General features: G+C 71.8%; 20 protein-coding genes and 1 pseudogene. 13 read left to right on the forward strand and 8 right to left on the reverse strand.

All coding sequences use genetic code 11. The annotated features are described in order from the left end of the window. The 4 genes from ACFQ3T_RS21575 to ACFQ3T_RS21590 form a co-directional block, all read left to right on the forward strand. On the forward strand, window positions 1-821 hold an 821-nt coding region (locus ACFQ3T_RS21575; RefSeq protein WP_380725179.1), incomplete at its 5' end, for an aminotransferase class V-fold PLP-dependent enzyme. 23 nt (window positions 822-844) lie between these two features. Continuing rightward, on the forward strand, window positions 845-1,453 hold the full coding sequence (gene lspA / locus ACFQ3T_RS21580; RefSeq protein WP_380725181.1) for a signal peptidase II: 609 nt from the start codon (window positions 845-847) through the stop codon (window positions 1,451-1,453). Then, the gene (locus ACFQ3T_RS21585) at window positions 1,450-2,382 is read left to right on the forward strand and encodes an RluA family pseudouridine synthase (RefSeq protein WP_380725184.1); all 933 of its coding nucleotides are present in this window, start codon (window positions 1,450-1,452) and stop codon (window positions 2,380-2,382) included. Before lspA ends, ACFQ3T_RS21585 begins: the two co-directional genes overlap by 4 nt. Before the next feature lie 122 nt (window positions 2,383-2,504). Further along, a complete protein-coding gene (locus tag ACFQ3T_RS21590) occupies window positions 2,505-3,719 on the forward strand; it encodes a multidrug effflux MFS transporter (protein WP_380725186.1) in 1,215 nt (404 codons plus the stop codon). A gap of 191 nt (window positions 3,720-3,910) precedes the next feature. Here ACFQ3T_RS21590 and ACFQ3T_RS21595 read toward each other — a convergent pair whose 3' ends face one another. Further along, window positions 3,911-4,819 (reverse strand): AsnC family protein, encoded by a 909-nt coding sequence (locus ACFQ3T_RS21595; RefSeq protein ID WP_380725188.1) that lies wholly within the window; start codon window positions 4,817-4,819, stop codon window positions 3,911-3,913. A gap of 170 nt (window positions 4,820-4,989) precedes the next feature. On the opposite strand from ACFQ3T_RS21595, the gene dnaE reads away from it, so the two are divergent. The 3 genes from dnaE to ACFQ3T_RS21610 all read left to right on the forward strand — a co-directional run bounded on the left by dnaE (window position 4,990) and on the right by ACFQ3T_RS21610 (window position 11,104). Further along, entirely contained in the window at window positions 4,990-8,520 is a 3,531-nt protein-coding gene (gene dnaE, locus ACFQ3T_RS21600) for a DNA polymerase III subunit alpha (RefSeq protein WP_380725190.1), read from the forward strand. An 87-nt stretch (window positions 8,521-8,607) separates the two neighbouring features. Further along, the gene (locus ACFQ3T_RS21605) at window positions 8,608-9,849 is read left to right on the forward strand and encodes a cytochrome P450 family protein (protein ID WP_380725192.1); all 1,242 of its coding nucleotides are present in this window, start codon (window positions 8,608-8,610) and stop codon (window positions 9,847-9,849) included. Next, window positions 9,836-11,104: an adenosylmethionine--8-amino-7-oxononanoate transaminase gene (locus tag ACFQ3T_RS21610; RefSeq protein WP_380725194.1), complete on the forward strand. Its 1,269-nt coding sequence runs from the start codon at window positions 9,836-9,838 to the stop codon at window positions 11,102-11,104. Before ACFQ3T_RS21605 ends, ACFQ3T_RS21610 begins: the two co-directional genes overlap by 14 nt. Here the strand turns inward: ACFQ3T_RS21610 and ACFQ3T_RS21615 are convergent. Together ACFQ3T_RS21615 and ACFQ3T_RS21620 are read right to left on the reverse strand one after the other, a co-directional pair. Continuing rightward, window positions 11,084-11,743 carry a hypothetical protein gene (locus ACFQ3T_RS21615; RefSeq protein ID WP_380725196.1) on the reverse strand — a complete coding sequence of 220 codons (660 nt, stop codon included), beginning with the start codon at window positions 11,741-11,743 and terminating at the stop codon, window positions 11,084-11,086. The genes ACFQ3T_RS21610 and ACFQ3T_RS21615 overlap by 21 nt on opposite strands. Continuing rightward, window positions 11,744-11,983, reverse strand: a complete 240-nt coding sequence (locus ACFQ3T_RS21620) for a glutaredoxin family protein (protein ID WP_380725198.1) — start codon at window positions 11,981-11,983, stop codon at window positions 11,744-11,746. 60 nt (window positions 11,984-12,043) lie between these two features. On the opposite strand from ACFQ3T_RS21620, the gene bioD reads away from it, so the two are divergent. The 4 genes from bioD to ACFQ3T_RS21640 all read left to right on the forward strand — a co-directional run bounded on the left by bioD (window position 12,044) and on the right by ACFQ3T_RS21640 (window position 14,746). Next, on the forward strand, window positions 12,044-12,760 hold the full coding sequence (bioD, locus tag ACFQ3T_RS21625; protein ID WP_380725201.1) for a dethiobiotin synthase: 717 nt from the start codon (window positions 12,044-12,046) through the stop codon (window positions 12,758-12,760). Between the two features lie 126 nt (window positions 12,761-12,886). Next, window positions 12,887-13,903, forward strand: a complete 1,017-nt coding sequence (gene bioB / locus ACFQ3T_RS21630; RefSeq protein WP_380725203.1) for a biotin synthase BioB — start codon at window positions 12,887-12,889, stop codon at window positions 13,901-13,903. Then, window positions 13,900-14,109 (forward strand): biotin synthase auxiliary protein BsaP, encoded by a 210-nt coding sequence (gene bsaP / locus ACFQ3T_RS21635; RefSeq protein ID WP_380725205.1) that lies wholly within the window; start codon window positions 13,900-13,902, stop codon window positions 14,107-14,109. The genes bioB and bsaP overlap by 4 nt, the downstream gene beginning before the upstream one ends. 40 nt (window positions 14,110-14,149) lie before the next feature. Continuing rightward, window positions 14,150-14,746, forward strand: a complete 597-nt coding sequence (locus ACFQ3T_RS21640; protein ID WP_380725207.1) for a DUF2567 domain-containing protein — start codon at window positions 14,150-14,152, stop codon at window positions 14,744-14,746. 11 nt (window positions 14,747-14,757) lie between these two features. Here the strand turns inward: ACFQ3T_RS21640 and ACFQ3T_RS21645 are convergent. From ACFQ3T_RS21645 to ACFQ3T_RS21665, 5 genes and pseudogenes are all read right to left on the reverse strand, one after another. Then, window positions 14,758-15,510 (reverse strand): annotated as a pseudogene (locus ACFQ3T_RS21645) (putative hydro-lyase). A 2-nt stretch (window positions 15,511-15,512) separates the two neighbouring features. Beyond that, window positions 15,513-16,769, reverse strand: coding sequence for an MFS transporter (locus ACFQ3T_RS21650; RefSeq protein WP_380725209.1), 1,257 nt, complete (start codon window positions 16,767-16,769; stop codon window positions 15,513-15,515). Between the two features lie 205 nt (window positions 16,770-16,974). Next, window positions 16,975-17,709 (reverse strand): type I 3-dehydroquinate dehydratase, encoded by a 735-nt coding sequence (gene aroD / locus ACFQ3T_RS21655; protein WP_380725211.1) that lies wholly within the window; start codon window positions 17,707-17,709, stop codon window positions 16,975-16,977. Between the two features lie 74 nt (window positions 17,710-17,783). Then, a complete protein-coding gene (locus ACFQ3T_RS21660) occupies window positions 17,784-18,464 on the reverse strand; it encodes an LON peptidase substrate-binding domain-containing protein (RefSeq protein ID WP_380725213.1) in 681 nt (226 codons plus the stop codon). Then, window positions 18,461-19,150: an NUDIX hydrolase gene (locus ACFQ3T_RS21665; RefSeq protein ID WP_380725215.1), complete on the reverse strand. Its 690-nt coding sequence runs from the start codon at window positions 19,148-19,150 to the stop codon at window positions 18,461-18,463. Before ACFQ3T_RS21665 ends, ACFQ3T_RS21660 begins: the two co-directional genes overlap by 4 nt. A gap of 64 nt (window positions 19,151-19,214) precedes the next feature. On the opposite strand from ACFQ3T_RS21665, the gene nadA reads away from it, so the two are divergent. Both nadA and ACFQ3T_RS21675 read left to right on the forward strand, forming a co-directional pair. Next, the gene (gene nadA / locus ACFQ3T_RS21670) at window positions 19,215-20,234 is read left to right on the forward strand and encodes a quinolinate synthase NadA (protein ID WP_380725217.1); all 1,020 of its coding nucleotides are present in this window, start codon (window positions 19,215-19,217) and stop codon (window positions 20,232-20,234) included. Next, window positions 20,231-20,578 (forward strand): FAD-binding protein (locus ACFQ3T_RS21675; protein WP_380725219.1); only part of this gene is annotated, 348 nt, incomplete at its 3' end. The genes nadA and ACFQ3T_RS21675, both read left to right, overlap by 4 nt.

The raw sequence follows: 20,578 nt of genomic DNA on the forward strand, positions 1-20,578 counted from the left end.
TGCTCGTGGTGACCGGCGCGTCCAACGTCACCGGCGAGGTGTGGCCGGTGGCCGAGCTGGCGCGGGTCGCCCGCCGGCACGGCGCCCGGATCGCCCTCGACGCCGCCCAGCTCGCACCGCACCGCCCCGTCGACGTGCGGGCGCTGGACGTCGACTACACCGTCCTGTCGGGGCACAAGCTCTACGCGCCGTTCGGCGCGGGCGTCCTGGTCGGCCGGTCCGACTGGCTGCAAGCCGCCGAGCCGTACCTGGTGGGCGGCGGCGCGACGGCCCGCGTCACCGACCACGGCGACCGCCTCGGCGTGGCCTGGTCCGCGGTGCCCGAGCGGCACGAGGCGGGCAGCCCGAACGTCGTCGGCGTGCACGCGCTGGCCGTGGCGTGCGACGTGCTCGGCCGGCACTGGGAGCAGACCGTCGAGCACGAGCGCGCGTTGCTGGCGCGGCTCCGCGCGGGCCTCGCGACCGTGCCCGGCGTGCGGGAGCTGGCCCTGTTCGGCGCCGACCACGACCGGGTGGGCGTGGTGAGCTTCACCGTCGGCGGCCAGGACGTTGGTTACCTGTCCGCCGCGTTGTCCGCCGAGCACGGCATCGGCGTGCGCGACGGCGCGTTCTGCGCGCACGTGGCCGTGCACCGGCTCACCGGCGGTGACCGGGCACTTCGCGCGTCCCTCGGCCTGGGCACCACCGAGGAGCACGTGGACCGGTTCGTGGCCGCGCTGCGCGCGCTCGTCACCGAGGGCTCGCGGTGGGACTACGAACTCCGCGACGGCCGCTGGGCCCCGCTGAACGACGAGCGCGCGCTCCCGCCGTTCCTGCGCTGATAGCGATACTGGACAATGGCCCGGTGAGCACCGATCCCAACACCGAGCCGGACACCCCGGACCAGCCGGACGCGCCCCTGCCGAAGCGACGGGTCCTGCTGCTGGCCGTCATCGCGCCGCTCGTGTTGGCCCTCGACCTGGTCACCAAGATCATCGCGGTGGACCGGCTGGAGGGGCGGGAGCCGGTCGAGCTGTTCGGCGGCCTGCTCTACCTGCCGCTGATCCGCAACACCGGCGCCGCGTTCGGCCTGGCCGAGGGCTGGACCGTGATCCTCGCCCTGATCGCGTCCGGCGTGGTCGTGTTCATCCTGTGGATCGCGCGCCGGCTGCGGTCGGTCGGCTGGGCCATCGGCCTCGGGCTGGTGCTCGGCGGCGCCGCGGGCAACCTGGTGGACCGCATCTTCCGCGGGCCCGGCCCGCTGCGCGGCGGCGTCGTCGACTTCATCTCCGTGCTCGACCCGTGGGGGAACTTCTTCCCCGTGTTCAACCTGGCGGACTCCGCCATCTGCGTGGGCGGCGGGGTGATCGTGCTGATGGCGCTGCTCCAGCGCGACTACGACGGCACCCGCGTGGAGAAGAAGCCCAGCCGGTCGGCTGAGGAGAAGTCGGCTGAGAAGAAGGCGGGCGCATGAGCGGCTATCGGACCCTTCCCGTCCCGGACGGCCTGGACGGGATGCGGGTCGACGCCGGTCTCGCGAAGCTCCTCGGGCTGTCCCGCACGGTCGTCGCGGCGCTGACGGAGTCGGGCGACGTCGTGCTGGACGGCCGGCCGGCGGGCAAGTCGGACCGCCTCGTCGCGGGTTCCGTGCTGGAGGTCACCCTCCCCGAACCCGAACGCCCGGTGCAGGTGCAGGCCGTGCCCGTGGAGGGCCTGGTGGTCCTGCACGAGGACGACGACATCATCGTGGTGGACAAGCCGGTCGGCGTGGCCGTGCACCCGAGCCCCGGCTGGACCGGCCCCACCGTGGTCGGCGGGCTGGCCGCGGCCGGCATCCGGATCGCCACGTCCGGCGCGGCCGAGCGGCAGGGCGTCGTGCACCGGCTGGACGTCGGCACGACGGGCGTCATGGTGGTCGCGAAGAGCGAGCACGCCTACTCGGCGCTGAAGCACGCGTTCAAGGAACGGACCGTCGACAAGCTGTACCACGCGCTCGTGCAGGGCCACCCGGACCCGATCAAGGGCACCATCGACGCGCCCATCGACCGGCACCCCAAGCACGACTACAAGTTCGCCGTGATGGCCAACGGCAAGCCGAGCATCACGCACTACGAGGTGGTCGAGGCGTTCCGCGCCGCGTCGCTGCTCGACGTGCACCTGGAGACCGGCCGCACGCACCAGATCCGCGTCCACTTCTCGGCGCTGCGCCACCCGTGCGTCGGCGACCTGACGTACGGCGCGGACCCGTCGCTGGCGAAGCGGCTGGGCGTGACCCGGCAGTGGCTGCACGCGCGGACGCTCGGCTTCCACCACCCGGCCGACGGCCAGTGGGTGTCGTTCACGAGCGAGTACCCCGACGACCTCGCCGCGGCGCTGGAACTGCTGCGCGACGAGGGTTACTGACCGGTTCGTCCACACTGTGGACGAAACTCTTACGCAGTGCGCGTGAGTTGCGCCAAATAGCTTTCCCCCAGGTCGTTCGGCTTGCGAAGCTTCTCGCAGACGAGCCCCCGGGGGAGTGGCGAATGGACAACAGGTCCCGACTGGTGGTCCTGCTGGGCACGCTGTGCCTGCTCGGACCGCTCTCGATCGACACCTACCTGCCCGCGTTCCCGTCGATCGCGGAGGAGTTCGGCGCGACGGAGTCGCAGATCCAGCTGACCTTCACGATGTTCATCATCGGCCTCTCACTGGGGCAGCTGCTCGTGGGCCCGCTCTCCGACTCGTGGGGCAGGCGGCGGCCGTTGCTGGTCGGCATCGGCAGCTACGTGGTGATCTCCCTGTTCTGCGCCGTCGCGCCCGGCGCGTTCGCGCTGTCCGGTCTGCGCCTGCTCCAGGGGCTCGGTGTGGCGGCCGGGTTCGTGATCGCGATGGCGGTCGCCCGCGACCGGTTCGAGGGCCTGGCGATGGCCCGGTTCATGTCGCTGATGATGCTGGTCAACAGCCTGGGACCGGTCGTGGCCCCGGTGCTCGGCGGCCAGTTGCTGAGGTTCACGAGCTGGCGCGGCACGTTCGTCGCGCTCGCCCTGATCGGGTTGGCGCTGTGGATCGCCCTGGCCGTCGGCCTGCCGGAGACGTTGCCGCCGAACAAGCGGCGCCCGGCGAACCTGCTGCTCACGCTCAAGGTGTTCGGCGGGCTCCTGGCCGACCGCAAGTTCCTCGGCTACGCGCTGTCGTCGGCCCTGGCCCTCGGCGCGCTGCTCGCGTACGTCGCGGGCGGGTCGTTCGTGCTCCAGAACGTGTACGGGTTGAGCCCGCAGCAGTTCAGCCTGGTGTTCGCGGTGAACTCGGTCGCGATCATGGTGGCGGGCCTGGTCAACACCGGCCTGACCGGTCGCGTCATGCCGCGTCCGCTGCTCAAGATCGGCTTGGCGGGCTGTGCGGCCGGCGGGGTCGGGCTGCTGGTCGGCGGGCTGGTCGGCGGCGGGCTGGCGACGTTCCTGCCGCCGCTGTTCGTGCTGACGATGAGCGTCGGCCTGCTCATGCCGAACGCCGGTTCGCTGGCGATGTCACGGCACCCGGAGGCGGCGGGCAGCGCGTCGGCCGTGCTGGGCGTGACGACGTTCATGGTGGGCGGCCTGATGGCGCCGCTGGTGGGCGCGGGCGGCTCGGCGAGCGTCCTGCCGATGGTGACCGTGATGGCCGCCGCGACGATCCTGGCGGTCATCCTCTTCGCCACCCTGACCAGGGGCGACGTGGGCATCACCCGAGACCCGCAACCCACCCCGGCCCACGCCTGACCCCCGCTCGCTACTCTCTCGGCCCCGCGACCTCACCCCACCCGCGCGCTACCCTCTCGGCCCCCGCGAGGTCGCGTCGACCGTTCGCGACTCATTTCCCGGCGATCACGCCCTTCGATCGCCGGGAAATCAGGCGCGAACGGTCGACTTCCAGGCGACCGAGCCGCCGTCTGCGGAGCAGCGGCCAAAATTCAGTCGTCGATCGTCCAGACCAGCGTGTTGAGGTCGGTCTCCGGGCGGGAGCTCCAGCGCACCGAGAAGATCACCGTGTCCTCGGGCAGCACGTAGACGGTGTGCCCGCCCGCCGTCTCGCCCGGCTGCACGCCGATCTTGTGCGGCGGCCGGGACGACAGCGACACCGGCGCCTTGCTCACCGTCTCGCCCTTGTTGGTCATCAGCACCAGGTACATGTCGGGCAGGGCGTTGAACGGCACCTGGCCGATGTTCGCGAGTTCGGTGTGCACGACCACGGCCCGCTCGCCGTCCGCCAGCTTGTAGCCGGCCGCGGTGAACAGGAAGTCCGCCGGGTCGACGACCTCGACCAGCTGGATGGTGAACCGGGCGCCCTCGAGGCCCTCGGTCTCCAGCGTGCTGCCGATCTTGCCGGTGCGCGCGCGCGGCGCGGGCTGCTGGTCGCCGCGCGCCCACCCGGACGTGCCGGGGACGCCCCACGTGCTCATCGGCTCGGGCACCGGGCCGGACGGCGGGCCCATCAGCGCGCCGGGCTGCGGCTGCGCCGGGAACGGCGTGCTGGGCGGGCCCTGCGGTCCCGGGTAGCCGGGGTACGGGCCGGACGGCGTGCCGTGGACGGTGCCCGGCACGGGCGGGTACGGGCCGCTCGGCGTGCCGCGGACGGCCTGGCCGCCGGGCCCCGAGTAGTTGCCCCACGCCACGCTGTTCGCCAGCGCCTTGCGGATGCCGTTCGGGTCGCACTCCACGCCGACGAGCAGCGGCAACCCGCTGCCGGACAACGTGATCAGGCGGGTGGCGGCCTCGCGCGGGTCCATGCCGAGCCGTGCGGCCACCTCGTGCACGGCGGCACGGCCCATCTCGGCGATCATGGCCAGGAGACGGGCGTCGACGGGGTCCGGCGCTACCACCCCTCGAACGCTACCCGCCTGGGGCGATCTTCGCGTCATCGGCCCGCCGGGTCACCCGGACGCCCGCCGGGGGTGTCGTGGTGATGTGATCTTGTTGCCGTTATAGGGTCGGGCGAGTCTTGCCCGAGCGATTGAGTCCCGGGCCCGCTGCGATCTTCAGGGGGGTTTGGGTGTCCGACTCGTTTGTGCACCTCCACGTGCACACCGAGTACTCGATGCTCGACGGCGCGGCCAAGCTGAAGGACATGTTCGCCGAGTGCGAGCGGATGGGCATGACCGCCGCCGCGATCACCGACCACGGCAACATGTACGGCGCGTACGACTTCTACCGGCAGGCGACCGCGGCGGGCATCAAGCCGGTCATCGGCATCGAGGCGTACATGGCGCCGGAGTCGCGCTTCAACAAGAAGCGCGTGCTGTGGGGCGACCCGGGGCAGAAGGCCGACGACGTCTCCGCCAGCGGCGCGTACACCCACCAGACGATCTGGGCCCGGACGAACGAGGGCCTGCACAACCTGATGAAGCTCTCCAGCCGCGCCTCCACCGAGGGCCAGCTGGGCAAGTGGGCGCGGATGGACGCCGAGCTGATCGCCGAGCACTCGGCGGGGTTGATGGCGACGACCGGCTGCCCGTCGGGCGAGGTGCAGACCCGGCTGCGCCTGGGCCACGAGAAGGAGGCCCTGGAGGCCGCCGCGAAGTGGCGCGACATCTACGGCGCGGAGAACTTCTTCGTCGAGCTGATGGACCACGGCATCGAGATCGAGAGCCGGGTCCGCGGCGGGCTGCTGGACATCGCGAAGAAGCTCAGCATCCCGTTCGTGGTCACGAACGACTCGCACTACACCTACGCCGAGGACCGCGAGGCGCACGAGGCGCTGCTGTGCGTGCAGACCGGCAAGACGCTCCAGGACCCGAGCCGGTTCAAGTTCGACGGAACGGGCTACTACCTGAAGTCGCCGGACGAGATGCGCGCGATCGACTCGTCCGATGCCTGGCAGGAGGGGTGCCGCAACACCCTGCTGGTGGCCGAGAAGGTCGACACGACCGGCATGTTCGCGTTCCAGAACCTGATGCCGCGCTATCCCGTGCCGGAGGGCATGACGGAGGCCGACTACTTCCGCGAGCAGGTGTGGGAGGGGATGCGCCGCCGCTTCCCCGAGGGCGTGGACGACGTCCACCGCACGCAGGTCGAGTTCGAGATCGACGTCATCCTCCAGATGGGCTTCCCGTCCTACTTCCTGGTGGTCGCGGACTTCATCAACTGGGCCAAGGCCAACGGCATCCGGGTCGGCCCCGGCCGCGGTTCGGCCGCGGGCGCGCTGATCGCGTACGCGATGGGCATCACGGACCTCGACCCGCTGGCGCACGGCCTGATCTTCGAGCGGTTCCTGAACCCGGACCGGGTCAGCCCGCCCGACATCGACATCGACTTCGACGAGCGCCGGCGCGGCGACGTGATCCGGTACGTCACCGAGAAGTGGGGCTACGACAAGGTCGCCCAGGTGATCACGTTCGGCACGATCAAGGCGAAGGCGGCGATCAAGGACTCCGCCCGCGTGCTGTACGGGCAGCCGGGCTACGCGGTGGCCGACCGCATCTCCAAGGCCATGCCGCCCGCCGTGATGGGCAAGGACATCCCGCTGTCGGGCGTGTTCGACCCGCAGCACAAGCGGTACTCGGAGGCCGCCGAGGTCCGGGCGCTGTACGAGACGGACCCGCAGGTCAAGGAGATCATCGACACCGGCCGCGGGCTGGAGGGCCTGATCCGCAACGCCGGCGTGCACGCCTGCGCGGTGATCATGTCCGCGGAGCCGCTGATGGACCACATCCCGGTCTGGATGCGCCCGCAGGACGGGTCGATCATCACCCAGTTCGACTACCCGACGTGCGAGACGCTCGGCCTGCTGAAGATGGACTTCCTCGGGCTGAGCAACCTGACCACGATCGACGACGCGCTGAAGAACATCGCGCTGAACGGCAAGGGCGAGGTCGACATCACGACCGTCGGCCTGGACGACCGCAAGACGTACGAGCTGCTGGGCCGCGGCGACACGCTGGGCGTGTTCCAGCTGGACGGCGGCGCGCTGCGCGACCTGCTGCGGCTGATGCGGCCGGACAACTTCGAGGACGTCTCGGCCGTCATCGCCCTGTACCGGCCGGGTCCGATGGGCGCGAACTCGCACACGAACTACGCGCTGCGCAAGAACAAGCAGCAGGAGATCACGCCGATCCACCCCGAGCTGGAGGAGCCGCTGGCCGAGATCCTGGACACGACCTACGGGTTGATCGTGTACCAGGAGCAGGTCATGGCGATCGCGCGGAAGGTGGCGGGCTACACGCTGGCCCAGGCGGACCTGCTCCGCCGCGCGATGGGCAAGAAGAAGAAGGAGATCCTCGACAAGGAGTACGAGGGCTTCGAGGCGGGCATGCGCGCCAACGGCTACTCGCCGGAGGCCATCAAGACGCTGTGGGACATCCTGGTCCCGTTCGCCGACTACGCGTTCAACAAGGCGCACTCCGCCGCGTACGGCCTGATCGCGTACTGGACCGCGTACCTCAAGGCGAACTACCCGTCCGAGTACATGGCGGCGCTGCTCACCACGAACTCGGACAACAAGGACAAGTCGGCGGTCTACCTGGCGGAGTGCCGCCGGATGGGCATCACGGTGCTGCCGCCGGACGTCAACGAGTCGGAGCGCGAGTTCGTCGCGGTCGGCAGCGACATCCGGTTCGGCCTCGGCGCGATCCGCAACGTCGGCGCGAACGTGGTCGACGCGATCATCAAGACCCGCAAGGAGAAGGGGAAGTTCGCCGACTTCTCCGACTTCCTGCGCAAGGTCGACGTGCAGGCGTGCAACAAGAAGGTCGTCGAGTCGCTGATCAAGGCGGGCGCGTTCGACTCGCTCGGCCACCCGCGCAAGGGCCTGCACATGGTCCACGTCGAGGCGGTCGACGCGATCATGCTGACCAAGAAGGAAGAGGCGCGCGGCCAGTTCGACCTGTTCGGCGACGGCGGCGGTGACGACGGCGCCTCGGTGTTCGACGTGAAGATCCCCGACGAGCACTGGGAGTCCAAGCACCAGCTGACGCTGGAGCGGGAGATGCTGGGCCTGTACGTGTCCGGCCACCCGCTCAACGGCGTGGAGCAGGTGCTCGGCTCCTACTCGGACACCACGATCCCGCGCATCCTGGAAGGCGACGTGCCGGACGGCACGCAGGTCACGCTGGGCGGCATCCTCGCGTCGGTCACCCGCCGGGTGAACAAGAACGGCGAGCCGTGGGCGTCGGCGATGCTGGAGGACCTGGCCGGCGGCATCGAGGTGCTGTTCTTCCCGAAGAGCTACATGGTCCACGGCATGTCGGTGGCCGAGGACGCGATCGTGCTGGTCAAGGCACGGGTGGCGAAGCGGGAGGACCGGATCTCGCTGATCGCCAACGACCTGGTCGTGCCGGACCTGTCGGAGCTGGGCGCGCAGGCGTTGAAGCTGAAGGTGTCGGCGTCGCGGTGCGACCCGAAGCTGGTGACGTCGTTGAAGGAAGTCCTCGCCGCGCACCCCGGCACCACCGAGGTCCACCTGAACCTGGTCATCAACAGCAGCCGCAACACGCTGCTGAAGCTGGACGACGCGCTGCGCGTGACGCCCACGCCGTCGCTCATGGGCGACCTGAAGGCGCTGCTGGGACCGGGGTGCTTGGGCTGATCGGGTGACGTTGATCGGGATCGGGGACACGAGGACTGCTCGACTCGTTGAGTAAACGGAGTTAACTCAGGCGAGGAGAGGGGTCTCATGGGGGAGAAGATCGCCGGTCTCGACGTGCTCGGGGACGAGTACTTCGCCGACCCGCACGCGTACCACGCGCGGCTGCGCGAGGAGTCCGCGGCGACCGAGGTCGTGCTGCCGCGCGGCATGAAGGCGTGGCTGGTCACCCGGTACGACGAGGGTCGGCTCGCGCTGGCCGACCCGAGGTTCGTCAAGCACTTCGAGCGCTTCCCCGAGGTGGTGGAGAAGAACCGGGTCGTCGACACCGAGGCGGCGGCGTTCGACGAGTCCCTGGTGCGGCACATGCTGAACCTGGACCCGCCGGACCACACCCGGCTGCGCAAGCTCGTCACCAAGGCGTTCACCGCGCGGCGGGTCGAGCAGCTGCGGCCGCGGGTGCGGGAGATCACCGACGGGCTGCTGGACCGGATGGCGGAGCAGGCGGGGACCGCGTCCGCGGTGGAGCTGGTGGACGCGCTGGCGTTCCCGCTGCCCATCACGGTGATCTGCGAGATGCTCGACGTGCCGATGGACGACCGCAAGAAGTTCCGCGAGTGGTCGAACGCGCTGGTGGCGGGCGGTCCGGACGCCCAGGCCATCGCGACGGCGGGCGCGGCGATGGCGCACTTCCTGTCCGAGCTGGTCGAGGACAAGCGGGCGAAGCCCGGTGACGACTTCTTCTCCGCGCTCGTGCACGCGGACGACGAGGGCGACCGGCTCGACCGGACCGAGCTGGTCTCGATGGCGTTCCTGCTGCTCGTCGCCGGGCACGAGACGACGGTCAACCTGATCGCCAACGGCGTGTACCACCTGCTGCGGCACCCCGAGCAGCTGGCGAAGCTGCGCGCCGACCGGTCGTTGCTGCCGGGCGCGATCGAGGAGGTGCTGCGCTTCGAGGGGCCGATCAACCAGGCGACGTTCCGCTACACCAACGAGGACGTCCGGCTGGGCGACGTGCTGATCCCCAAGGACAGCGTGGTGCTGGTGTCGCTGCTGTCGGCCAACCGGGACGGGTCCCGGTTCCCCGAGGCGGACCGGTTCGACATCACCCGGCCCGCGGGCGGGCACCTGGCGTTCGGGCACGGCGTCCACTACTGCCTGGGCGCGCCGCTGGCCCGGATGGAGGGCGAGATCGCGATCGGGTCGCTGCTGGACCGCTTCGACCTGGAACTCGCCGCGGAGCCGGAGACGCTGCGGTGGCGGGCGGGCACGCTCGTGCGCGGCCTCGCGTCGCTGCCGGTTAGCCTGACCCCTCGTGGATCGCGATGAGCTGCTGAAGCTGGACCAGGCGCACGTCTGGCACCCGTACGGCCCGATGCCGGGCACCCACCAGCCGCTCGTGGTCACGTCGGCGGAGGGTGTCCGGCTCCGGCTGGACGACGGGCGCGAGCTGGTCGACGGCATGTCGTCGTGGTGGGCCGCGATCCACGGCTACCGGCACCCGGTGCTCGACGCCGCCGTGCGCGACCAGCTGGGCCGGATGAGCCACGTCATGTTCGGCGGCCTCACGCACGAGCCGGCGGTGGCGCTGGCCGCGAAGCTCGTGGAGATCACGCCGGAGCCGTTGCAGCACGTGTTCCTGTGCGACTCGGGGTCGGTGTCGGTCGAGGTCGCGGTGAAGATGGCCCTGCAGCACTGGCGCTCGCGCGGCAGGCCGGAGAAGCGGCGGCTGCTGACGTGGCGCGGCGGGTACCACGGCGACACGTTCCAGCCGATGTCGGTGTGCGACCCCGAGGGCGGGATGCACTCGCTGTGGCGGGGAGTGCTGCCCGAGCAGGTGTTCGCCTCCGCGCCGCCGCGCGACCTGGACACCGCGTACGTGCAGGAGCTGGCGGACCTGGTCGAGGCGCACGCCGACGAGCTGGCCGCCGTCATCGTCGAGCCGGTCGTGCAGGGCGCGGGCGGGATGCGCTTCCACGACCCGCGCTACCTGCACGTGCTGCGCGAGCTGACCCTGGCCCACGACGTGCTGCTGATCTTCGACGAGGTCGCGACCGGCTTCGGCCGCACCGGCGAGCTGTTCGCCGCCGACCACGCCTCCGTCAGCCCCGACGTCATGTGCCTGGGCAAGGCGTTGACCGGCGGGTACCTGTCGATGGCGGCGACGCTGTGCACGTCACGGGTGGCGGACGGCATCTCGCGCGGCGAGGTGCCCGTGCTGGCGCACGGGCCGACGTTCATGGGCAACCCGCTGGCCTCGGCGGTGGCGCTGGCGTCCACCGAGCTGCTGCTCTCGCAGGACTGGCGGGCGTCGGTGCGCCGGATCGAGGCCGGGCTGCGGGCCGGGCTGGCGCAGGCGCCCGGCGACGTGCGGGTGCTCGGCGCGATCGGCGTCGTGCAGCTGGACCACCCGGTGGACCTGGCCGCCGCCACCGCCGCGGCCGTCGACCACGGCGTGTGGCTGCGGCCGTTCCGCGACCTGATCTACACCATGCCGCCGTTCGTCAGCACCGACGACGACGTGGCCGCGATCGGGGCGGCCGTCGTCGCGGCGGCCGAGGCGTCACGCGCGCAGCAGGGTTGAGCCCCACACCAGCAGCAGCACCGAGTAGCCGACGCAGATCCAGCCGATCGTCTCGGTGCTCGGCTCTCCCTTGTGCTTGAACAGCTTGGTGACGAGCAGCCACCAGCCGAGGGCGACCACGCCCAGCGCCACCGGCGACAGGAGCATGCCGTAGGCGCCCGCGTACACGCCCGCCCAGAAGTCCACCGGCAGCAGGACGTCGTTCGCGTACCCGGTGGGGACGAGCAGCACCGCGACCGCCGACCACACCCAGGCGACGGTCCGCAGCCGCGCCGTCGTCCGCGGTGTCGCGGTCTTGTGGTTGACGGCCACCACGCCCCACGCCAGGAACGCGCCGCCGCCGAACAGCCACCCCGTCACGGTGGACACGACCGGCACCCGGCCGACCGCCGCGCCCAGGGCCGGGAACACCGCGCCCCAGAGGAGGAAGTGCCCGCCGACCGCCGCGGCGATGGACCCCAGCACGACGAGGGTCTGCACGCCGCCGCCCTGCCGCTGGAACCACGCCAGGTCCTGCTTGGTGGCCGCCCGCGCGGCGCGTCGCGCCTGCTCGCGCTCGCGGAGGTCGCCGCGCCGGATCTCGTCACGCCTGCCCTGGGACTCCGCCTGGCGCCGCTTGCGCCTGCCGGCCTTGCCCACTCAGCGCTCCACCGCGGCGGCGAGCTCGGTGTTCGACGGCTCCACCAGCACGCGGCCGTCGGGCAGCACGACCACCGGGATGTTCTTGCGCCCGCCGGCGATCTCGATCGCCTTGTCGCGGGCCGCGTCGTCGTGCTCGACGTCGACCTCGGTGAACGGCACTTCGTGCTCCCGCAGCCATGCCTTGGCCCGCCGGCAGTCGCCGCACCAGTTCGCGCCGTAGAGAACGATCTCACTCATGTCGGTGACTGTAGAACGCGGCCGGCCGCGACTCTACGTGTGCGCCTAGGCTCTGCGCCCGTGAGCGTCCTCGTCATCACCGGCACGGGCACCGAGGTCGGCAAGACGGTGGTCGTCGCCGCCCTGGCGGCCCTGGCCGTCGCCGACGGCCGGCGGGTCGCCGTGCTCAAGCCCGCGCAGACCGGCGTCGCCGACGGCGAACCGGGCGACCTCGCCGAGGTGGCCCGCCTCGCGGGCCGCGTGACCACCCGTGAGCTGCGGCGATACCCCGAACCGCTGGCCCCGGCCACGGCCGCGCGCCGTTCCGGCCTGCCCACCGTGCACCCCAGCGAGGTCGCCGCGGCGGCCGCGGAGCTGGACGAGACGCACGACCTGGTGCTGGTCGAGGGCGCGGGCGGGCTGCTGGTCCGGTTCGACGACGCCGGGTCCACCATCGCCGACGCGGCCTGGGCGCTCAACGCGCCGGTGCTGATCGTCGCGCACCCCGGCCTCGGCACGTTGAACATGACCGCGCTGACCGCCGAGGCCTTGCTGCACCGCGGGCTGGAGTCCGCCGGCGTGGTGGTGGGCCGCTGGCCCGCCGTGCCGGACCTCGCCACCCGGACCAACCTGGTGGACCTGCCCGAGGCCGCGGGCGCGCCCCTGCTCGGCGTGCTGCCCGACGGCGCGGCGTCGCTGGGCAGGTCCGAGTTCGTGGACACGGCCCGCGAGGGCCTGTCGCCGTGGTTCGGCGGCACGTTCGACCCGGAGAAGTTCGCCGCGCCGCACACCTGCTGACCTGCCCGTCCGTCCGGCGCCGCACTTCTCGACCGAACCAGTGACGCACGTCGCTGGGGCGCGCCGGGGTCCGTGCGGCAGACTGCACGGCGGACCACCGCCGGAGTTCTCGATCGAGGAGAAGTCGTGACCGCAGCCCCCGAACAGGTCGATGTCCTCAGCGTTGCCCGCGAGCAGGTGCTGGAGCAGGGTGTCGGGCTGTCCGAGGAGCAGGTGCTCGAAGTCCTCCAGCTGCCCGACGAGCGCATCCCGGACCTGCTGGAGCTGGCGCACGCCGTGCGCATGCGCTGGTGCGGCCCGGAGGTCGAGGTCGAGGGCATCGTGTCGCTGAAGACCGGCGGCTGCCCCGAGGACTGCCACTTCTGCTCCCAGTCCGGGCAGTTCCCCTCGCCGGTGCGCTCGGCGTGGCTGGACATCCCCGGCCTGGTGAAGGCGGCCCGGCAGACCGCCGAGACCGGCGCGACGGAGTTCTGCATCGTCGCCGCCGTGCGCGGGCCGGACAAGCGGCTGCTGTCGCAGGTGCGCGACGGCATCAAGGCCATCCGCGAGGACGGCAACGACATCCAGATCGCGTGCTCGCTCGGCATGCTCACCCAGGAGCAGGTGGACGAGCTGGTGGACATGGGCGTCCACCGCTACAACCACAACCTGGAGACGGCCCGCTCGCACTTCCCCAACGTGGTCACCACGCACTCGTGGGAAGAGCGCTGGGAGACGTTGACGATGATCCGCGAGGCGGGCATGGAGGTCTGCTGCGGCGGCATCATCGGCATGGGCGAGACGCTGGCGCAGCGCGCCGAGTTCGCCGTGCAGCTGGCCGCGCTGGAGCCCGACGAGGTGCCGCTGAACTTCCTCATCCCGAACCCCGGCACCCCGTACGAGAACTACCCCGTCGTGGAGGGCCCCGACGCGCTGCGGGCCGTGGGAGCGTTCCGGCTCGCCCTGCCGCGCACGATCCTGCGCTTCGCGGGCGGCCGCGAGCTGACGTTCGGCGACCTCGGCGCGAAGCAGGGCATGCTCGGCGGCGTCAACGCGATCATCGTCGGCAACTACCTGACCAACCTGGGCCGCCCGGCGCAGCAGGACCTCGACATGCTGACCGAGCTGTCCATGCCGATCAAGGAACTGAGCAAGACCCTGTGACGAGTGGGCTGGGTGCTGTGACGTACTGCGGGTATTGCGGCAAGGCGCGCGCGGAGGCCGACCACTCGGCGTGCGCCTCGCGGCTCGGTGTCATCGACCCGCCGCGGTTCTGCGGCGAGTGCGCGCGGCGGATGGTGGTGCAGGTGACCCCGGCCGGGTGGACGGCCACGTGCAGCCGTCACGGCGAGATCACCTCAGCGCGGTAACCTGCCCTGCATCTGGTCACGGGTGCAGGGAGGTCGTCGGGTGGCGGAGCAACCGGTGGACGAGCGGGCGGCGCCCGTTCGCGTGCCACCCGCGCCGGCGTTCGAGTACTACTACGTGGCGCGGCGGCCGCGGGTCGTGGTGAAGCGCGACCTGCTGCCCGCGTTCTCCGTGCTGTCCGCGATCGCGCTGCTCGGGCTGCCCGCGGGGTGGCTGTGGGCGCGGCTCGCGCCGCCCCAGAACGTGGTGGTGCAGCAGGACGGGTCGCTGATCCCGGTGACCGGCGAGAGCTACCACCGGCTCGACGGCCTGATGTTGTTCGTGCTGATCGGCTTGGGCGCCGGCCTGGTGACCGGCATCGCGGTGTGGATGCTGCGGGAACGGCGCGGGCCCGTGGTGATGCTGGGCGCCACGCTCGGCGCCGGGGTGGCCGCGTACCTCGGCCAGCTCACCGGCACCGGCTCGGCGGCCGGCCGGTACACCGTCGGCGCCGCGCCCGAGGTGGGCGACGTGATCGCCCTGGCCCCGGTGCTGGAGACGTGGTGGGGCGTGCTGGCGTGGCCCTTGGGCACGGCGCTGGCGTACGGCTGCCTGGCGGCGTGGAACGGGTTGGACGACCTGGGTCGGCGGCTCGGCTAGCGCGCTGCCGGTCAGAGCACGTACGCCGTGTCCGGCACGTCGGTGACGAACATGTGGCCCGGCGCGTGGGTGATCGCGAACGGCGGCTTCGACGCCATCACGGCGGCCTGCGGTGTCACGCCGCACGCCCAGAACACCGGCACGTCGCCGTCGCGCGGCTCGGTGCGGTCGCCGAAGTCCGGCCGGTCGGGGTCGTCGATGCCGAGCGCCGCCGGGTCGCCCACGTGAACCGGCGCGCCGTGCACGGCGGGCATGCGGGCGGTGACCCGCGTCGCCGTGTCCACCAGGTCCGCCGGGACGTACCGCATCGACACGACCAGCGGGCCGTGCAGGCGTCCCGCCGGGCGGCACTCGCGGTCGGTGACGTACATCGGGACGTTGCGGCCCTGCTCGACGTGCCGCAGCGGGACGCCCGCCCGCTTCAGCGCGGACTCGAACGTGAAGCTGCACCCGATGAGGAACGCCACCAGGTCGTCCCGCCAGTGCTCGGACGCGTCGGTGGGTTCGGCCACCAGCTCGCCGTGCGCTCAGACCCGGTAGCGGGGCACGTCGCGCATCAGGTCGGCGTTGCCCGCGAGGACGGTGGTGGTGCTGCCGGCGTCGGTGACGTCCAGGACGGGGCACGGCTTGGGGTTGCGCTGGGTGAACAGCAGCACGTCGTAAGCCCAGTCCCGGGGCACGGCGATCAGGTTGGCCTGCGCGTAGCCGTCCGCGAGCCCGGTCGTCGGGCCGTCGTGGCGGGCGCGCACCTCGTGCGGTGTCATGGTCATGCCAGCTCCACTCCCTTCGTCTCGGGGAGGCCGAGGAGGGCCACGACGGCCAGGCCGTAGGCGACCGCGCCGAAGACCATCGCGCCGCCGACGCCCATGCCCGCCGCCAGGAAGCCCACCAGGGTCGGGAACAACGCCCCGACCGCGCGGCCGAAGTTGTAGGTGAAGCCCTGGCCGGTGCCGCGCAGGTCCGTCGGGTACAGCTCGGCCAGGAACGAGCCGAAGCCGCTGAAGATCGCGGACGTGGTGAACCCGAGCGGGAACGTGACCAGCAGGATCAGCCAGTTCGCCCCCGACGGTATCTGGGTGAACAGGACGATGAGGATCGCGCTGAGCACGGCGAACAGGGTGAAGGTGCGCTTGCGGCCCAGCCGGTCGGTCAGGTAGCCGCCGGTGACGTACCCGGCGAACGCGCCGCTGATCAGCAGCGCCAGGTAGCCGCCGGTGCCGACGACGCTGAGGCCCCGTTCGGTCCGGAGGAACGTCGGCACCCAGCCCGCCAGGGTGTAGTAGCCGCCCTGCACACCGGTGGCGAGCAGCGACGCGAACAGCGTGGTGCGGCCGAGCGGGCCGCGGAAGACCGCCCTGAAGTCGCCCTTGCGCGGGCTGGTGTGCAGCGACTTCTCGGCCCGGGGCGCGTCCTTGACGTTGCGGCGCACGTAGAACACCAGGATGGCGGGGATCGCGCCGGTCCAGAACAGCACGCGCCACGCGAAGTCCTGCGGGACGAAGCTGAACACGAGGGTGTAGACGACGACGCTCAGGCCCCAGCCCACGGCCCACGAGCTCTGGATGAACGCGACCGTGCGCCCCCGGTACCGCGGCTTGCAGTACTCGGCGACGAGGATCGCGCCGGCCGCCCACTCGCCGCCGAAGCCGAGGCCCTGGAGGGCGCGGAAGACCAGCAGCGTCTCGTAGCTGGTGGCGAACCCGCACAGGACCGTGAACACGGCGTAGGTGATGACGGTGATCATGAGGGTGCGGACGCGGCCGACGCGGTCCGCGAGGACACCCGCGATCGCGCCGCCGAGCGCCGAGACGACCAGCGTGACGGTGTTGAGCAGGCCCGCCTGGGCGTTGCTGATGCCGAAGTAGGCGGTGATGGCGAAGAGCCCGAGGGGGAGGACCTGGTAGTCGTAGGCGTCCAGGCCGAACCCGCCGAACGCGCCCACGAAGGCGCGCTTGCCGTTGCGGCCCAGCGTGTGGAACCAGGTGAACGGTCCGTCTTTGGTGCCCGTGTCCGTGGTGCTCATGTGGATCACCTCGCAGCCGTGGTGGTGTGTCGTGCACCACACGGTAGGGGATTGTTGAACAATCCCACTAGAGGGCAAGAGGACGAATCAACACTCCACCGTGTGCACGTCGACGCGCACGGTGAGTCACCGTGAAGGAAGGCGGAGGCAGCGCGAAAGGCCGACGCCCAGGTGTCACGAGCGCCGGCGCGGGGTGGGGGAGGTGCTACAGCTCGGCGGTCTTCCGCTGGTCGAAGTCCGGGTAGAAGCGGCGCAGGAGCCGGAACGTCTCGGCGTAGCCGAGCTGCCCGGACGTCGGCCGGTGGTCCACGAACGAGTACGTGAGCCGGGAGCCGAGCGCGGGGAAGAAGATCCGGGAGACGCTGCCGATCTCGCCCATCGCGATGACGATCAGCCCGGTGTCGTCGTCGGCCTCCGTCAACAACGTGGCCAGCGCCTTCACGTCGGCGCGCGACGTCGCCATCGTGGAGACCTTGACGATGTCGGCGCCCGCGGCCTTCGCCTCGGCGACGGTGGCGCGCAGCCGGTCGATCGGCGGCGTGCGGTCGAAGTCGTGGAACGAGACGATCACCACGGCGTCGTGCCGCCGGGCGGCCGCGACCACGTCGGCCAGGATCTCGCGGGACGACAGCTCGACGTCCACCGCGTCGACCAGCGGCGCGACCGCGCGGAACAGGGCGAGGCGTGCCTCGTCCGTCCCGGTCCACCCGCCGCCCTCCCGCGCGGACCGCGCGGTGGCCAGGACGGGCAGGTCGCGGAAGGCGCCGATCTGCTCCCGGACGTGCTCGGGGTCGGTGGTGGAGAACTGGTCGAGCCGCAGCTCCGCCACGTCGACCTCGGCCTCGACCGCCGCCTTCGCCGCGCGCTCGCAGTCGGTGTCGTCGAAGCTGGCCGCGACCAGGGGGACACCGCGGTCCAGCAGCGCGCGAATGGCGTTCATCCTCGTGTCCCGTCCCTTGCGGCTCGTCCCGGTACCCGTGAGGCGGTGCGCGGGGAAGCTTAGTGACCGGACGGTCAGTTGCGGTGGGGCAGGTGTCCCAGTTCCGACAGCGGCGCCGGCACGGCGCTCAGCGCGTCGAGGATGCCCGCCTCGCGGTGCAGGACGGCGCGGACGAGCCGCAGCCGGCGGGCCGGCGACGTCTCCTCAAGCAGGCGCTGGCGGTCCTCCAGCGTCAGCAGGCAGTCGCCCGCCAGCGCGTACGCCAGGTCGGCCGGCGGGGTGTCCTCGGCGGGCGGTCGGCGGCCGGCGCTCTGGAACGCCGCCTCGCGGTACCGGCCGTGGGCGGCCCGCGCGCTGCGCGCCAGCAGCGGCAGGAGGGCCTCGACCTCCGGCGGCCCGGCGGTGTCCGGCAGCCACTCCACCGAGCCGACCAGGTACGGCGCGCTGTCCTCGTCCACGTCGAGCAGCCGGAACCGCCGGCCGCCGGTGGTGGTCAGGTCGTACCGCCCGTCGGGCAGCCGCCGCGCCTCCTGCAGGACGGCGGTGCAGCCGACGTCGCACAGCGCCTCGACGTTCTCCGCGCCGACCTCCCAGCCCTGCTTGATCGACACGACGCCGAACGTGCGCTCCGGCACCGCGCCCGTCACCAGGTCGACGGTGAGCTGTCGGTACCGGGGCTCGAAGACGTGCAGCGGCAGGGACGCCCCGGGCAGCAGCACGGTGCCCAGCGGGAACAGGGGGAGCGTCGCGGTCACGAGCCCAAGCTACGGGTGGACGGCGGGCGCAGCACGGCGAACGGGTCGGTGACCCGCATCTCGCCCGACACGAACCGGAACAGCGCCGCGGGCCTGCCGCCGGACGGTCCGGGCTGCACGGTGCCGCCGGTCGGCTCCAGCAGCCCGCGCCGCGACAGCACGCGCTGCAGGTTGGTCGCCGACACCTTGTAGCCCAGGGCCGCCGAGTACAGCGAGCGCAGCGCGGAGATGGTGAACTCCGGCGGCGCCAGCGCGAACCCCAGGTTGGTGTACGAGAGCTTCGACGCGAGCCGGTTGCGGGCGCGGCGGCAGATCGCCTCGTGGTCGAACGCGGTCGCGGGCAGGTCGTCCACGGGGTGCCACGCCGTGTCGGCCGGCACGACGGGGTCGATGTGGGACGGCACCAGGCCGAGGAACGCGGTGGCGACGACGCGGAGCCCCGGCACGCGCTTCGGGTTGCTGAAGACGGCGAGCTGCTCGACGTGTGACAACTGCCGCACGTCGACCTTCTCGGCCAGCTGACGGCGGATCGACGCCTCGACGTCCTCGTCGTCGCCGAGCCCGCCACCGGGCAGTGACCAGCGGTGCGCGTGCGGCTCCCGACCGCGCTCCCACAGCATGACCTGGAGTGATCCGGCTCTCACCTGGAGCACCGCGGCCAGCACCTCATGTCCCGCCAGTCCCACTCGGCTGATACTATCGGCCACGTTTTCGACCGTTAGGCGAAAACCTGGCTCAAGGGAGGAACCCATGGTCGCTACCGCCTACGTGGAGCGAACCTCGGACGGCGCCTACGACGGCATCGCGCCGGACGCCGCATGGCGTGACGAGGTGCTGGAGCTGGCCCGCGAGCGGGACGCGGTCATCCTGGCGCACAACTACCAGCTGCCCGAGATCCAGGACATCGCGCACCACACCGGTGACTCGCTGGCGCTCAGCCGCATCGCGGCCGCGAGCGACGCGTCCACCATCGTGTTCTGCGGCGTGCACTTCATGGCCGAGACCGCGAAGATCCTCGCGCCGCACAAGACCGTGCTCATCCCGGACGAGCGGGCGGGCTGCTCGCTCGCCGACTCGATCACCGGCGACCAGCTGCGGGCGTGGAAGGCCGAGCACCCCGGCGCGGTCGTCGTCTCCTACGTCAACACCACCGCCGAGGTGAAGGCGGAGACCGACATCTGCTGCACCTCGTCGAACGCGGTGGACGTGGTCGCGTCGATCCCGGCCGACCGCGAGGTGCTGTTCCTGCCGGACCAGTTCCTCGGCGCGCACGTCAAGCGCGAGACGGGCCGCGAGAACCTGCACATCTGGGCGGGCGAGTGCCACGTCCACGCGGGCATCAACGGCCCCGAGCTGGCCGAGCGCGCGGCGGCGAACCCGGACGCCGACCTGTTCATCCACCCCGAGTGCGGCTGCGCCACGTCGGCGCTCTACCTCGCGGGCGAGGGCACCGTCCCGGCGGACAAGGTGAGGATCCTCTCGACCGGCGACATGATCACCGCCGCGCGGCAGACCAGCGCGAAGTCGGTGCTGGTCGCCACCGAGATCGGCATGCTGCACCAGCTGCGCCGGGCCGCGCCGGAGATCGACTTCCGGGCCGTGAACGACCGGGCGTCGTGCCGGTACATGAAGATGATCACCCCGGCGGCCCTGCTGCGCGGGCTGCGCGAGAACAAGGACGAGGTGCACGTCGACCCGGAGACCGCGGCGCGGGCCCGGGGCGCGGTGCAGCGCATGATCGAGATCGGCAAGCCCGGCGGCGGCGAGTGAGCACCCCGCTGTGGGAGGCCCGTGCCGACCTGGTGGTCGTCGGCACGGGGGTCGCGGGTCTGACGGCGGCGCTGCGCGCGCGTGAGCTGGGGCTGCGGGTCCTGGTGGTCACCAAGGCGGCGGGCGAGGACGGCAACACCCGGTGGGCGCAGGGCGGCGTGGCCGTCGTGCTGCCGGGCGAGCACGACGAGGGCGACTCGGTCGACGCGCACGTGCGCGACACGCTGGTCGCCGGCGCGGGCCTGTGCGACGAACTGGCCGTGCGGGAGATCATCGCGGGCGGTCCGGCGGCGGTGGCCCGGCTGCGCGAGCGCGGCGCGGTGCTCGACGCGCTGCGCCTCGGC

It is taken from the genome of Saccharothrix hoggarensis (assembly GCF_042678885.1).
GTDB lineage: Bacteria > Actinomycetota > Actinomycetes > Mycobacteriales > Pseudonocardiaceae > Actinosynnema > Actinosynnema hoggarensis.